This window comes from Pseudoalteromonas sp. SM9913 (assembly GCF_000184065.1).
GTDB classification, from domain to species: Bacteria; Pseudomonadota; Gammaproteobacteria; order Enterobacterales; family Alteromonadaceae; genus Pseudoalteromonas; species Pseudoalteromonas tetraodonis.
The window spans coordinates 427,317-441,920 of the sequence record NC_014803.1 but is presented as its reverse complement, the minus strand read 5'-3'; the positions used below and the strand labels follow the sequence as shown (position 1 = coordinate 441,920).

Below are 14,604 nucleotides of genomic sequence, written 5' to 3'. Positions count from 1 at the left end.
TGGATTAGAATAATAATTGTATTAGTATAACTAATTGCTTTTGCGTTTGATGTTAGCACCTAGCGCACTGAGTTTATCTTCAATACGCTGATAACCTCTATCTACATGATAAATACGATCAACAACCGTTTCACCTTGAGCCACAATCCCCGTTAGAATAAGACTCGCTGATGCACGAAGGTCAGTTGCCATTACTTGCGCACCCGATAAGCTTTTTGTTTCACCACAAAAGGCCGTATTGCCTTCTAAGCGAATATTAGCGCCCATACGTTGTAGCTCAGGCACATGCATAAAACGATTTTCAAAAATAGTTTCGGTAATCGTCGCACTACCATTAGCCACCACATTTAATGCGGTAAACTGCGCTTGCATATCGGTCGGAAAACCAGGATGAGGCATAGTTTTAATATTCACCGCTTTAAGCTCTCGGCCTCGCATGTCTAGGTAAATACTGTCATCGTGCACTTCTAATAATGCATTGGTTGCACGTAATTTTTCTATTACTGGCTCTAACGAATGGAAGTCGGTCATTTTACACAGAACTTCACCGCCAGCCATCGCTGCAGCCACTAAAAAGGTACCCGTTTCAATGCGATCCGGTAATATGCGGTGTTCACAACCTGATAAACGCTCAACCCCTTCAATCTCAATACGGCTTGAGCCCGCACCAGTGATTTTAGCACCCATAGCAATTAAGCAATTGGCTAAATCGATAATTTCGGGCTCGCGCGCAGCATTTTCTAATACTGTTTTACCATCGGCGAGCGTTGCCGCCATGAGTAAGTTTTCAGTGGCACCTACGCTGATCATTTCCATGAAAACTTCAGCGCCTTTTAAGCGACCATCTACTTTGGCATTAATATAACCGTTTTCAACGGTTATTTGAGCGCCCATACGCTCTAAGCCTTGAATATGAATATCAACCGGGCGCGCACCAATAGCACAGCCACCAGGTAAGGATACTTGTGCCTCACCAAATCGAGCGACTAAAGGGCCAAGTGCAAGCACTGACGCACGCATTTGCTTTACTAAGTCATAAGGCGCTAACGTGCTATTTACCGTTGCACCATCAATAATGAGTGAATCGCCCTGCCACTGAACATCAGCGCCTAACGTTTTTAATAAGGCTTCGGTCGTAATGATATCGCGAAGATGTGGTACGTTAGTAAAAGTACTTTTGCCATCAGCTAATAAAGCTGCAAATAGAATCGGAAGAGCTGCGTTTTTAGCGCCAGAAATAGTTACTTCACCAGCGAGTGAAGTGCCACCTTGAATTACAAATTGATCCATCTAAGGGGCCTTATTTATTGCGGTAAAATGAATTTTTGCTCACGTTTCCACTCTGTCGGAGTAAAAGCGCGGATAGAAACAGCATGAATGGTACCGTCTGAAATAGTGTTCATTAATGGCCCATATACTAGCTGTTGCTTTTTAACACGACTTAATCCGTCAAAGCATTCACCGACAGCGATTACTTCATAATGACTGCCATTGGCTTTTACATGTACTTCAGCTAACTGAAGTTCGTCGCGTAATAATGTTTCGACTTGACTCGTTTCCATAACTCTCACTCAAATAGGGTTGTAACCTGGCCTAACTGCATAAGGTTTTGCAGTTGTTCAGGTGGGTTTTGCAATTCAAGGCGAATGCCTTGTTGCTTAAATTCTGTAAAAGAGTGAATTAACCAAGCTAAGCCGGCTGTGTCAACCCTTGTCACCTCACTTAGGTCAAAATAAAGGGTTTTATGCTCAGTTTGTCGCTTGGTATTCAGAAGCCGTTCATTGCCAATTGAATTATGAGTCAATTCACCACTGACTCGTAGATGCTGTTCATCGACTTGGCTGATTGCCAATTTAGTCATTTGTGTCACTGCCTCTAAACTGAACCGGTAACTTACTTTTTTGCTCTAACAGGTCGCTAACATGGTCAATACCTTGTTGGCGTAAAATGCCCTGAAGCTCACTTTGTTTTGCATCAAGTAAGCTAATGCCTTCAGCAATCATATCGTAAGCGCGCCATTCGCCACTTCTATCTTCACGTACTTTAAAATCAATTTTAATATCAGGCTTACCGGCTTCTACAATTTTGGTTTTTACCACCACCACATCTTTGCCTTTAAAAGGCTGCTCGGCAGCAAATTCAACTTGTTGATTAGTATACTGGGTAAAAACGCCAGCATAAGTGGCAACAAGGTACTCTCTAAACGCGCCAATAAAACGCTGAATATCTTCAATTGCTTTTGCTTTTTCTGCTTTGTTGGTAATGGCGCGTACCTTAGACACTTCGCTACCTAACACTCTCAGTGCAGCATATTTGTAGTCAATGTAGGGCATCAGTTCTTCTTCAACGATGACCCGTAAATGCTCTTTGTTAGTGGTTATTAACGGCTGGTCTTTGGTAATACGCTCAAAGGTATTATCAGCAACCTGACGTACCATTTTATTAGGATCAGTCAATTTCACTTCACCGGCATGTACACTTTGTACTAGCGTGACAGTTACTAATGCGATACTTGCTAAAAATGTTTTCAACATAATAATTACTCACTACCTTGGTTGAATAAAAACTGGCCTATTAATTCTTCTAGTACCAATGCTGACTTGGTATCTGTAATAGAATCGCCGTTGGCTAATGCTTTACTTTGAACACCAAATAAATCGTCAATGGCTTGATCTTGTTCGCTGTTCGCTACATCTTCGCCTAAGCATCGCTGTTTAGCTGAATCTGATGCGATCACAGGGTTAATACCTAAGTATTGCTCACCTAAAATACCCGAGGTTAAAATTGAGATAGAACTGGTATCTGAAAAACGACATAAATACTGCGCATCAATACTCATATTTACTACTGGTAAAAACTCTTGTGGGTGTACATAAATTGACTCTACACGACCAATAACAACGCCGCCCACCTTAATGGGTGCACGTGTTTTTAATGATCCTATATTTTCAAATTTGGCGTTCAATGTGTAGGTTTCACCTGAGCCGCTAATACCCGAATTAGCCACTTTGAGCGCCAGCATTGAAAATGCCAAAATGCCCAATGCTACAAAAAAACCAACTAAAATTTCTAATTTCCGTGAATTCATTATTTAATACCCTATTAGCTGGTAAACATTACCGCTGTCAAAATAAAGTCAAAACCTAATACCGCTAGTGATGAGTGCACCACTGTCTCTGTTGTTGCCTTGCTGATCCCCTCTGATGTGGGAACACAGTCATACCCTTTGTAAAGCGCAATCCAGGTAACAACAATCGCAAATACGATACTTTTAATTAAACCGTTTAGTATGTCTTTTTCAAACGACACCTGAGATTGCATAATTGACCAGAAACTTCCCGTATCAACGCCTAGCCAATCAACCCCCACTAAATGAGCACCAATAATAGCTACAGCAGAAAAAATAAGTGCCAACATTGGCATACTAATCAAACCAGCCCAAAACCGCGGCGCTATAATTCGTCTAAGCGGGTCAATGGCCATCATCTCAAGCGACGATAATTGCTCGGTGGCTTTCATTAAGCCGATTTCAGCAGTCAACGCACTACCAGCCCTGCCTGCAAATAATAACGCAGTAACTACCGGTCCAAGCTCACGTAACAAGCTAAGTGCCACTAAAGGGCCTAGGCTGTCTTCAGCGCCATAATCAACTAAAACGGTATAACCTTGCAGCGCTAGAACCATGCCGATAAATAATCCCGACACAACAATAATCAACAGCGATTGTGAACCAACCATGTAAAGTTGGCGCACGAGTAAAGGTGTGCCTTTTTTAAAATTGGGTACATGCCATAACGCACTTGCCAGCATTTGGGTTGAACGCCCCAGTGCAGCAAATCGGCCCAGCGTTTTGTGGCCTATTTTTTGTAGTAAATCCAACATTACTGCTGCTCTCCTAACAGTTCATCTGCATAGGTTTGTGCTGGATAATGAAATGGCACTGGACCATCTGATAACCCTTTTAAAAACTGTTGAACAAGTGGTGATTCGTGCTCTCGCATCTGCTCTGGTGTACCACTGCCAATAACGCCTTGATCAGCAATAATAATAACGTGGTCGGCAATACTCATTACTTCAGTCACATCGTGCGTGACAATTAAAGAAGATAAGCCAAGTACTTCGTTTAAAGATTTGATCAGCTTAACTAAAACCCCCATTGAAATAGGGTCTTGTCCTGCAAAAGGCTCATCATACATAATAAGTTCAGGATCAAGCGCTATAGAGCGAGCCAAAGCTGCACGACGTGCCATACCGCCAGATAACTCTGAAGGCATTAAATCTTTAGCACCACGTAAGCCAACAGCTTGTAATTTCATTAATACCACTAAACGGATTAAATCTTCACTGAGTTGCGTGTGCTCTCGAATGGGGAATGCAATGTTATCGAACACCGACATATCAGTAAATAAGGCACCGCTTTGAAATAACATACTCATGCGTTTACGTGCCGCGTAGAGTTCTTTGCGCGACATAGCGACAATGCTGTCGTTTTTAAATAAAATATCACCGGAGTCTGGTTTAAGCTGGCCACCTATTAGGCGTAGCATCGTGGTTTTGCCAATTCCGCTTGGCCCCATAATGGCAGTAATTTTACCCTCAGGTACGTCAAAGCTCATATTTTTATATATGACCCTATCGCCTCTAGAAAAGGTAACATCCTTGACTTCTACTATTGATTGCGACAAGTCGCTCTCCATAACAATACTCTCTCATATTTCTATTTTAAGGGTTTTTTAACCAATATGGAAAAAACAATTCGTAAGATTTTGTAATAGTGTCGCAAAAACAGTTATAAGATTGATTCAAGCAGCCTTAACTTTGGCTTAAAATTTCATATAAAAAGCGCCATAGAATACTTAAAATAACCGCCTAATGTATTACACCTTATTCTTTTATTTATACTTTTATGGTGGCTTTTGTTACTATTCGCGCTATCTGAATTTACATTAATTGGCTTATCACAATGGTTACCTCGTTTGTCATTTTAATTCTTGGTTTTGCGGCTCTCGTATGGAGTGCAGACAGGTTTGTTTATGGTGCAGCAGCACTGGCTAAAAACTTTGGCGTGCCAACGCTAATTGTAGGTTTAACCGTGGTAGCTATGGGCTCTTCAGCGCCTGAAATGATGGTATCGGCTTCAGCAGCTTTGGCAAATAAAACCGATACTGCCGTGGGTAATGCAGTTGGTTCAAACATCACTAACATCTTATTAGTTTTAGGTATTACCGCCCTTTTAAGACCCTTATCAGTATCTTCAAGTACGTTAAAACGTGAAATTCCACTGGTACTACTGGTCTCCATTGCAACTTGGTATATTTTTTCAGATAACTATTTTTCATTTTTTGAAGGTGCAGCCTTATTATCTGGCTTTGTTGTTTTTATTGGCGGACTTATTTTTGTCTCACTGCGAGCTAAAAACCAAGACGATCCGTTTGTGAGCGAAGCCTGTGACGAAGTACCTGACAACGTACCAACCAAAAAAGCTGTTTTTTGGCTGGTAGTGGGTATGATTTTACTGCCGGTTAGTTCACACTTTTTAGTTGGCTCAGCCGTTGATATCGCAAAATATTTTGGCTTAAGTGACTTAGTGATTGGTTTGACCATTATTGCTATAGGCACCAGCTTACCTGAACTTGCAGCTTCAATTGCAGGTGTACTTAAAAATGAAGATGACTTAGCGCTGGGTAACATAGTTGGTTCGAATATTTTTAATATTTTAGCGGTATTACCGCTGGCAGGATTAATTAATCCATCGGTTATCGATACTTCGGTTGCTAACCGTGATGTTATTATTATGATTGGCGCAACCTTGGCGCTAATTGCTATGTCATTGAACTTTAGAGGTCAAAGACGTATCAATAGAATAGAAGGTGGCTTGCTCATCGTCGCATTTATGATTTACCAAGGTTATATTTTTAGTCAAGTAGGATAGCCCATGTCAACGCTAAACTTTATTCAACAAGGGTTACGTGTTCTAGAGATTGAACGCCAAGCACTCAGCGATATTACACAATACGTTAATGAAAGCTTTAACCAAGCCTGTCAATTAATGTTTGACTGCTCAGGTCGTATTATTGTTATTGGCATGGGTAAATCAGGCCATATTGGTAACAAAATAGCCGCCACTCTTGCCAGTACCGGCAGCCCCGCATTTTTTGTTCACCCGGGTGAAGCAAGCCATGGTGATTTAGGAATGATCACAGCAAATGACGTGGTTATCCTCATTTCAAACTCTGGTGAAACCAGCGAAGTACTTAATATTATTCCAGTATTAAAGCGCATTGGTGCCAAAATGATTGCCATGACAGGCAACCAAGGCTCAACCATGGCAACATTGGCAAATGTGCATGTGTGTATTAAAGTTGAACAAGAAGCCTGCTCATTGGGCTTAGCACCTACTGCAAGTACCACTGCCACACTCGCTATGGGTGATGCCATGGCGGTGGCATTATTAGAAGCACGCGGCTTTACTGCTGATGATTTTGCACTATCGCACCCTGGTGGTAGCTTAGGCAAGCGATTACTCTTAACTCTTAAAGATGTTATGCACAGTGGTGCTGATACACCTATCATTAACGAGACGCAAACGATTAAAGATGCCTTAATTGAAATGTCGGCCAAAGGACTCGGCATGACCGCTATTGTTGATAGTGACCAGCAATTATCAGGCCTGTTTACCGATGGCGATTTACGCCGTATTTTAGAGCAACGTATTGACATTCATAGCACTGAAATTAATGTTGTGATGACCAAGTCGTGTACTACAGCCACCCAAGAGATGCTCGCGGCTGAAGCGTTAAATATTATGGAACAAAAACGTATTAATGGTTTAATTGTAATTAATGAGCATAATCAACCGATTGGCGCACTAAATATGCAAGACTTACTTAAAGCGGGAGTGCTATAAATGCAATTTGAAGATCTCTATCAACCGCTAAGTGATGATGCAAAGGCGCGCGCAAAAAAAGTAAAGCTATTAATTTGTGATATTGATGGTGTATTTTCTGATGGCCGTATTTACCTTGGAAACCAAGGTGAAGAACTCAAAGCATTTAACACCAAAGACGGATTTGGTATCAAAGCCCTGATTAACAGCGGTTTTGAAGTCGCCGTAATCACTGGGCGCCATTCTCATATAGTGCAGCAACGTATGAGCAGTTTAACCGTACAACATATATATCAAGGCCAAGAAGACAAGCTTATAGCCTATCAAGAATTAAAACAAAAATTAGCGCTTAGCGATGAGCAAATTGCTTATATAGGTGATGATGGCCCAGACATGCCAGTAATGGAGCAAGTCGGTTTTGCGGTTGCCGTAAACGATGCTCATCCACTTATTAAACGTTTATCACATTATGTAACCCAACTGCCCGGCGGTTTTGGTGCGGTAAGAGAGCTGACAGACTTACTTATGCTCGAAAATAACAAGCCACTAACTAGCCAAGGAACGAGTTCATGAATGTAGCGCGCATTATACTGAGCGTTTTATTCATAAGCTGTATGGTTTGGCTCTGGTATCCTTATTTTACTAAGGTTGATATTACTGCAAGCGAAGAAACACAAGTTATTGCTAAGCCTGATTATACCGCTATTGAGCTAAAACAAACGGCTTATAATGAACAAGGTAAAGTGAGCCATAAGGTAACTGCGGTAAAAATGGAGTTGTATCAACAACTCGGTTTTACCTTTTTTGAAAAGCCTATATTCACTTTATACAACGAGCAGCAAACATGGCGTATTAACGCCGATGAAGCCACCCTCTACGACGACCGTCAACTGGTGTTAGAGGGTAATGTAACCGCTCAAAACTTAGTAGATAACGCCATGATCGATACGATCAACGCCCAGACCATCAATGTTGATATAAAACTATTAACCATGCAATCACAGCAGCCTGTCGTTATTACAGGACCTAATTTAAAAATCACAGGTAAAGGCCTTGAGGCCGATTTAAAAACCGAGGTGATTAAACTTATTAACCATACGCGAACCCTATATTATGACCAATAACCTATTTAAAATTTTAATTTTTCCCTCACTATTAATTGCTTTTAACAGTAATGGCGCTGAACCTGCTGAAGCCCCCGCTGCTAATCAAATTTCAATTAGTGCAGATAAGCAAGAAGGTCAATTAAAAGAAAACGTAGGCATTTTTGAGAAAAATGTTGAAATTATTCATGGTAATCGCCGTATCACAGCTGACCGTTTAGAAGTGCATAAACGCGATGAGCTAGGCGATAACAAACAGTTATTAATTGCCACAGGCAGCCCTGCATATTTTGAAGAAACCCAAGCTGATGGCACCATAATGAGCGCCAGTGCTAATGAAGTGCGTTACGATGTGTCGCTGCGTTTTTTAACCTTAATCGGCGATGCAAGCATTGCTCAAGCAGGTCAACAAATAACAGCTAAAAGTATCACTTACGATATCGAGCAGCAGTTAATTAGCGCAGAAAAAGACGAAAACTCAACAGACCGTGTACACACTATTTTAGTGCCTGTTGAAAATAAAAAAGAAGATGATAAAGGCCAACCATGAGCACATTAAAAGCAGAGCTATTAGCTAAAAGCTATAAAGGTCGTGAAGTTGTAAAAAACGTTGGCCTAGAGGTTGAAGCTGGCAGTATTGTGGGGTTACTTGGCCCTAATGGTGCAGGTAAAACCACCACCTTTTATATGATTGTAGGCCTTGTCCCTAGCGATAAAGGCAAAATATCAATTGATGATAAAGATATTACTTTATTACCGATGCACAGCCGAGCGCGTTTAGGGATTGGTTATTTACCGCAAGAGTCGTCTATTTTTAGAAAGCTGACTGTTTATCAAAACTTAATGGCTATCTTAGAAACACGTAAAGAATTAAATAAACAACAACGCGAAGATACCTTAAATAATTTACTTGATGAATTTAGCATTCAGCATATCCGCGATAGTCAAGGTATGGCTTTATCAGGTGGTGAACGTCGCCGCGTTGAAATTGCTCGCGCGTTAGCAGCAAACCCTAAATTTATCCTTTTAGACGAACCCTTTGCGGGGGTTGATCCTATCTCAGTATTAGATATTAAAAAGATTATAGAGCATCTTAAAAACCGAGGAATTGGCGTACTTATCACAGATCACAACGTACGCGAAACTCTTGATGTTTGTGAAAAAGCCTACATAGTTTCTCATGGAGAGTTAATTGCATCAGGCACTCCAGAATATGTATTAAACGATAAAACAGTACGCGATGTTTATTTAGGCGAGCAGTTCAAGCTCTAATATGTGTGTTATTCCACTAAGCATCTGCTAAGATTAATCATACTTAGGTCTGTTGACCTTTCAAGGTTGAATTTGCAGCAGTCTGTTTGGTATTTAGGCAAGCCAGAGCCTATGTGGTGTGGTATTCCCCATAAATAGGCGATAACGCAGCATCAATGCCAAACAGGCGCTGCCCTTCGGGTTCTGCCTAGGGACGATTTACTCTTTGTTGCTCGGTTTTGACTTAGCCCACTAGGTTACAAACCTCGCGCCGCAATTAAACCGCCCCTAGTTTGAACAAATTTTAATCCGTAAAGGTCAACAGACCGTAATTTAAAAGGATTGTTAGAGATACATGAGGCAATCATTACAGCTGCGCATGGGCCAGCAACTTACAATGACTCCACAGTTGCAACAAGCAATTCGCTTATTGCAACTCAGTACATTGGATCTCCAGCAAGAAATTCAAGAAGCGCTCGATAGCAACCCCTTGCTTGAAGTTGAAGAACACGATTACAGCGAAGACACTGCAGGTAAAAACGAACAAAAAGCCGATAACGATGACATAACGCTAAGTGCCTCAGCTGACGATAAACCTAGCGAGTATGAGCAAGATAGCGGCGAAGCAATGACCAAAGACACTATTAGCGATGATATGGCTATGGATGTTACTTGGGATGAATATATGAGCGCTGCGCCTGCCTCTTCATCGGGCCCAATGCCAGAAGATGAATCTATTTATCAAGGCTCTTCGACTGAAACGCTGCATGAGTATTTAATGTGGCAACTTCAACTGACGCCGTTTAGTCCTACCGATGAAGCGATAGCTATTGCAATTGTAGAAGCTGTAGACGACTCAGGGATTCTAACCCTTAGCTGTGAAGAAATATTAGAAAGCTTTAACCAAGAAAACGACGGCGAAGATGAAGTTGAACTTGACGAAATAGAAGCGGTACTAAAGCGTATTCAACTATTTGATCCAGTGGGAATAGCCGCGCGTAGTTTACAAGAGTGCTTGTGTATTCAGCTAAATCAATTTGATAAAGACACACCTTTTTTAAACGAAACAAAAATGATCTTAACCGATCATATTGATTTACTTGCTGCACGTGACTATCGCACGTTAATGAAAAAAACAAAGCTTAAAGAAGATGAGCTTAAAGAAATCATGACGTTGATTCATACGCTCAGCCCAAAACCGGCAGACACTATTGTCAGAGAAGAGTCTGAATACGTTATTCCTGATGTGTCGGTTAAAAAAGTTAAAGGTCGTTGGGTAGTTGAATTAAACCCAGATAGCATGCCTAAGATCAGAGTAAATAGCCAATATGCAGCTATGTCGCGTACGGTTAAATCAAGTGGTGATAGCCAGTTTATTCGCTCGCACTTACAAGAGGCTAAATGGTTTATAAAAAGCTTAGAAAGTAGAAATGACACGCTACTTAAAGTAACCAACTGTATTGTGCAGCAGCAACAGGCCTTTTTTGAACACGGTCCTGAGGCTATGAAGCCTATGGTGCTTAACGATGTGGCTGAAATGGTGGAAATGCATGAGTCGACTATATCGCGTGTTACTACGCAAAAATACATGCATACACCACGTGGCATTTTTGAGCTTAAATATTTCTTTTCAAGCCATGTAAGTACTGAAAATGGTGGCGAATGTTCATCAACAGCAATACGTGCATTAATTAAAAAATTAATCGCTGCAGAAAACTCAGCTAAACCATTGAGTGATAGTAAAATTGCAGATATATTGGCAGAGCAAGGAATTAAAGTAGCGAGGAGAACCATTGCAAAATATCGCGAATCTCTAGCTATTCCCCCGTCTAATCAACGTAAAAGTTTGATTTAAGGCGTACAACAAAGAGGAAAATGTTTATGCAACTGAATTTAACTGGTCGCCATGTAGATATTACCGACTCGCTTAGAGACTACGTAAATAGTAAATTTTCGAAGTTACAGAGGCACACTGATCACATAACGAATGTGCACGTTATTCTCGATGTAGAAAAACTAAACCAAAAAGCTGAAGCAACCGTTCATGTTAGTGGCGCTGAGATTTTTGCCTCTACTGAGCATCAAGATATGTATGCCGCTATAGACTCGCTCATTGACAAGCTAGATCGTCAAGTAATTAAACACAAAGAGAAACTTGCTCGACACTAACACTATGAAACTAAGCTCACTTATCTGTCAGGACTGCAGTAAAGCTGCGGTCCTTTTTAATAGTAAAAAAAGAATTTTAGAATTTATCAGTGAATTGGCTCACAATAAGCTGCCCTATTTAACACAACAAGATATTCTTAATGCATTAACTGCAAGAGAAAAGCTAGGAAGTACAGGCATTGGTCGAGGCATTGCTATTCCACATGGTCGCATGAGTGGTGCTCAAGAGCCCCTAGCTTTGATTTTAGTGAGCGAAACAGCTATTAATTTTGATGCGATTGATAACCGACCGGTTGACATTTTTGTCGCGTTAATTGTTCCCGATGGCGATAATCAGCAGCATTTGAAGACGCTAGCCACGATTGCTGATAAGCTCAATGATAAAGAATTTTGTAAACAGTTACGCGCCGCCAAATCGGATAGCGAACTGTATCAGGTTATCGTCAGTCAATCGTAGTAATAAAGAAAGGTGATAAATGGAATTAATAATTATAAGCGGTCGTTCAGGGTCAGGTAAATCTGTGGCGTTACGCGTTGTGGAAGACTTAGGTTATTATTGTGTAGACAATATTCCTCTTAATTTATTACCATCATTAGTGCGCAGTGTTTCCGACAGTTATAATAAAATTGCCGTGAGTGTTGATGTACGTAACCTACCTAAAGAGCAACAGCAGTTTAATGAAATCATTGAATATTTACCTGGTTTTACTAAACCAACGGTATTTTATTTAGACAGTGACGATCAAACATTAATAAAACGTTTTTCAGAAACGCGACGTCTCCACCCTTTATCTATTGATTCTTTGCCGCTTGATTTAGCCATAAAAAAAGAAAAACAACTACTTGATGTATTGATTAACCGTGCTGATTATATGATTGATACCACAGATTTAAGTGTGCATCAGCTTGCTGAGTCTATTCGTGAAAAAATACTCGGAAAAAAAGATAAACAACTGATCATTACCTTTGAGTCATTTGGTTTTAAACACGGCATCCCTAAAGAAGCAGATTACGTATTTGATGCCCGCTTTTTACCAAACCCGCATTGGGAGCCTGAACTTAAGCCACTTACAGGGCTGGACCAACCAGTAAAAGACTACCTAGCAAGTCACAGTATAGTGCAAAAATTTACATGGCAAATTCAAACATTTGTGCAAACATGGCTGCCGCATTTAGAACGAAATAACCGCAGCTACTTAACCATTGCAATTGGCTGTACCGGTGGGCAACACCGCTCTGTTTATTTAGCGCAAACCATTGGCGAAAGCTTTGCAATGAGCCATCCTAATGTAAAAATTCGCCACCGAGAACAAGAATAATACCGAGTGAGAACATGCAATGCGCTTAGAAAATACATTTTTAATAAAAAACAAATTAGGATTACACGCTAGAGCGGCGACAGTATTAGCTCAGCTTTCTGTGCAATTTGATGCCACAATCACTTTATTTCAAGATGACAAACAAGCCGCTGGCGATAGCGTGCTGGCACTTATGTTACTCGAAAGCAGCCAAGGCAAAGAAGTTAAGGTGGTATGCGAAGGCCCCGACGCTGAGCCTGCACTTAGCGCAATAGGTGAGCTCATCGACCAACGATTTAATGAGCAAGAATAAAAAAGTTCATTATTAACTCATCATCCTAAGCTTAGGTTAATAGTGGTTGAGGTAGTTTGCTCACATAAAGTAAGATAAACTAAAATTGAATAGCATTTATACCCTTCCAGCATGTAATACAATTTAATTAAGGACGCCAATGCCTGAAGCTTTAGAACAAGATATTCCACTACAACAACTAAAACAGGTGACTAAGTCACTAAATAGTGGTCAATTTGTTCAAGTTAGACGCATGCTGGCAAAGACGGCGCCTTGTGATACCGCACTTCTTTTAGAATCATCCCCGCATAAAATTCGCCGTATGCTCTGGCAGCTTGTTGATCCTGATGTACAAGGTGATGTGCTTGAAGAGCTGTCTGAAGATGTACGTTTGGGCATTATTGCGCAAATGGCACCCGAGCACATTGCTGCCGCAACCGAAGACATGGGCCATGATGACTTAGGGGAAGTACTACGTAGCCTACCTGACACCGTTTATAAAGACGTTGTTAGCGCTATGGATATTCAAGATAGAGAACGTGCAACGCAGGCTTTATCGTATCAAGAGCGCTCTGCTGGCGCATTGATGAATATAGATACCGTTACTATTCGCCCCGATGTGACTCTAGATGTGGTACTGCGTTATATTCGCTTACGCGGCGAATTACCTGAGGGTACAGATGACTTATATGTGGTTGATGAAAATAACTGCTTTTTAGGCGCCCTATCGCTGAGTACTTTATTAACTAATCCCCCTGAAAAAATTGTTCATGAGTTAATGGATGAAGACTGTGAGTCTATTCCTATTTCAATGGATGAGAGCGAAGTTGCACAATTGTTTGAGCGTCATAACTGGATATCGGCACCGGTTGTTGATGACAACGCACACTTGCTTGGGCGGATCACCATTGATGATATCGTTGATGTTATTCGTGAAGACGCTGAGCACAGTTTACTGGGTTTAGCGGGTTTAGATGATGAAGAAGATACCTTTGCACCTGTGTTGAAAAGCTCTAAAAAGCGCTCAATTTGGCTGGGTGTAAACTTACTAACTGCATTGCTGGCTGCAATTGTGGCGAGCTTTTTTGAAAACACCTTAGCTATATTACCAATTCTTGCTGTGCTCAATGGCATTGTCCCGTCAATGGGTGGGGTTGCAGGCAGCCAAACCTTAACTTTGGTTATTCGCGGTATCGCGGTGGGTCATATCAACCAAACTAACCAACGTTTTTTATTATTAAAAGAACTCGCTATCGGTGCGATTAACGGTATGGTTTGGTCTATCCTAATTGCCGGTGTTGTTGCGCTTTGGCAATGGGATTTCAAACTCGGTGGTGTTTTAGCGTTTGCTATGTTTATGAATTTAGTTGCAGCAGGTATTGCGGGTGCTAGTATCCCACTATTGCTTAAAAAAATGAAAATAGATCCAGCACTTGCAGGCAGTGTGGTACTAACCACGGTAACTGATATTGTTGGTATATTTGCCTTCTTAGGTACTGCGACTTGGTTATTGATTTAATCTTTTTATAAACGTTTTTAAACAAAAACACCGCATCAATACGCGGTGTTTTTGTTTAAGCCGATAGTTACTTTACATAAGTTAAG

At 41.0% G+C, this 14,604-nt stretch carries 19 protein-coding genes; 12 read left to right on the top strand and 7 right to left on the bottom strand.

Translation table 11 applies throughout. The features are described 5' to 3' along the window. Window positions 1-30: 30 nt before the first annotated feature. Genes murA through PSM_RS02030 form a run of 7 tightly spaced genes read right to left on the bottom strand, consistent with a single transcriptional unit; the run spans window position 31 to window position 4,697 of the window. Window positions 31-1,290 carry a UDP-N-acetylglucosamine 1-carboxyvinyltransferase gene (murA, locus tag PSM_RS02060; protein ID WP_013463992.1) on the bottom strand — a complete coding sequence of 420 codons (1,260 nt, stop codon included), beginning with the start codon at window positions 1,288-1,290 and terminating at the stop codon, window positions 31-33. A gap of 14 nt (window positions 1,291-1,304) precedes the next feature. Beyond that, window positions 1,305-1,562, bottom strand: a complete 258-nt coding sequence (locus PSM_RS02055; protein ID WP_007378312.1) for a BolA family protein — start codon at window positions 1,560-1,562, stop codon at window positions 1,305-1,307. Window positions 1,563-1,567: 5 nt separating this feature from the next. Continuing rightward, the gene (locus PSM_RS02050; protein WP_008465119.1) at window positions 1,568-1,861 is read right to left on the bottom strand and encodes an STAS domain-containing protein; all 294 of its coding nucleotides are present in this window, start codon (window positions 1,859-1,861) and stop codon (window positions 1,568-1,570) included. Beyond that, entirely contained in the window at window positions 1,854-2,534 is a 681-nt protein-coding gene (locus PSM_RS02045; RefSeq protein ID WP_013463991.1) for an MlaC/ttg2D family ABC transporter substrate-binding protein, read from the bottom strand. Before PSM_RS02045 ends, PSM_RS02050 begins: the two co-directional genes overlap by 8 nt. A gap of 5 nt (window positions 2,535-2,539) precedes the next feature. Further along, window positions 2,540-3,088: an outer membrane lipid asymmetry maintenance protein MlaD gene (mlaD, locus tag PSM_RS02040; RefSeq protein WP_013463990.1), complete on the bottom strand. Its 549-nt coding sequence runs from the start codon at window positions 3,086-3,088 to the stop codon at window positions 2,540-2,542. Window positions 3,089-3,102: 14 nt separating this feature from the next. Further along, a complete protein-coding gene (mlaE, locus tag PSM_RS02035) occupies window positions 3,103-3,882 on the bottom strand; it encodes a lipid asymmetry maintenance ABC transporter permease subunit MlaE (RefSeq protein ID WP_013463989.1) in 780 nt (259 codons plus the stop codon). Then, window positions 3,882-4,697, bottom strand: a complete 816-nt coding sequence (locus PSM_RS02030; protein WP_013463988.1) for an ATP-binding cassette domain-containing protein — start codon at window positions 4,695-4,697, stop codon at window positions 3,882-3,884. Before PSM_RS02030 ends, mlaE begins: the two co-directional genes overlap by 1 nt. Window positions 4,698-4,963: 266 nt before the next feature. On the opposite strand from PSM_RS02030, the gene PSM_RS02025 reads away from it, so the two are divergent. From PSM_RS02025 to mgtE, 12 genes are all read left to right on the top strand, one after another. Beyond that, entirely contained in the window at window positions 4,964-5,932 is a 969-nt protein-coding gene (locus tag PSM_RS02025; RefSeq protein ID WP_013463987.1) for a calcium/sodium antiporter, read from the top strand. A gap of 3 nt (window positions 5,933-5,935) precedes the next feature. Beyond that, window positions 5,936-6,907, top strand: coding sequence for a KpsF/GutQ family sugar-phosphate isomerase (locus PSM_RS02020; RefSeq protein ID WP_013463986.1), 972 nt, complete (start codon window positions 5,936-5,938; stop codon window positions 6,905-6,907). After that, window positions 6,908-7,459 (top strand): 3-deoxy-manno-octulosonate-8-phosphatase KdsC, encoded by a 552-nt coding sequence (gene kdsC / locus PSM_RS02015; protein ID WP_013463985.1) that lies wholly within the window; start codon window positions 6,908-6,910, stop codon window positions 7,457-7,459. It abuts the gene before it with no gap. Continuing rightward, window positions 7,456-8,010, top strand: a complete 555-nt coding sequence (gene lptC, locus PSM_RS02010) for an LPS export ABC transporter periplasmic protein LptC (protein ID WP_013463984.1) — start codon at window positions 7,456-7,458, stop codon at window positions 8,008-8,010. The genes kdsC and lptC overlap by 4 nt, the downstream gene beginning before the upstream one ends. Beyond that, window positions 8,000-8,539, top strand: coding sequence for a lipopolysaccharide transport periplasmic protein LptA (lptA, locus tag PSM_RS02005; protein WP_013463983.1), 540 nt, complete (start codon window positions 8,000-8,002; stop codon window positions 8,537-8,539). The genes lptC and lptA overlap by 11 nt, the downstream gene beginning before the upstream one ends. Further along, window positions 8,536-9,261, top strand: coding sequence for an LPS export ABC transporter ATP-binding protein (gene lptB / locus PSM_RS02000; protein WP_013463982.1), 726 nt, complete (start codon window positions 8,536-8,538; stop codon window positions 9,259-9,261). Before lptA ends, lptB begins: the two co-directional genes overlap by 4 nt. Before the next feature lie 334 nt (window positions 9,262-9,595). Further along, window positions 9,596-11,095, top strand: coding sequence for an RNA polymerase factor sigma-54 (locus PSM_RS01995; RefSeq protein ID WP_036955840.1), 1,500 nt, complete (start codon window positions 9,596-9,598; stop codon window positions 11,093-11,095). Between the two features lie 26 nt (window positions 11,096-11,121). Continuing rightward, window positions 11,122-11,409 carry a ribosome hibernation promoting factor gene (hpf, locus tag PSM_RS01990; RefSeq protein ID WP_010390562.1) on the top strand — a complete coding sequence of 96 codons (288 nt, stop codon included), beginning with the start codon at window positions 11,122-11,124 and terminating at the stop codon, window positions 11,407-11,409. Window positions 11,410-11,413: 4 nt separating this feature from the next. After that, entirely contained in the window at window positions 11,414-11,866 is a 453-nt protein-coding gene (gene ptsN / locus PSM_RS01985) for a PTS IIA-like nitrogen regulatory protein PtsN (protein WP_013463980.1), read from the top strand. Between the two features lie 19 nt (window positions 11,867-11,885). Next, window positions 11,886-12,728 (top strand): RNase adapter RapZ, encoded by an 843-nt coding sequence (gene rapZ, locus PSM_RS01980; RefSeq protein WP_010390558.1) that lies wholly within the window; start codon window positions 11,886-11,888, stop codon window positions 12,726-12,728. A 19-nt stretch (window positions 12,729-12,747) separates the two neighbouring features. Beyond that, on the top strand, window positions 12,748-13,020 hold the full coding sequence (locus tag PSM_RS01975) for an HPr family phosphocarrier protein (RefSeq protein ID WP_013463979.1): 273 nt from the start codon (window positions 12,748-12,750) through the stop codon (window positions 13,018-13,020). Between the two features lie 139 nt (window positions 13,021-13,159). Then, window positions 13,160-14,518, top strand: a complete 1,359-nt coding sequence (gene mgtE, locus PSM_RS01970) for a magnesium transporter (RefSeq protein ID WP_013463978.1) — start codon at window positions 13,160-13,162, stop codon at window positions 14,516-14,518. Window positions 14,519-14,604: the final 86 nt, after the last annotated feature.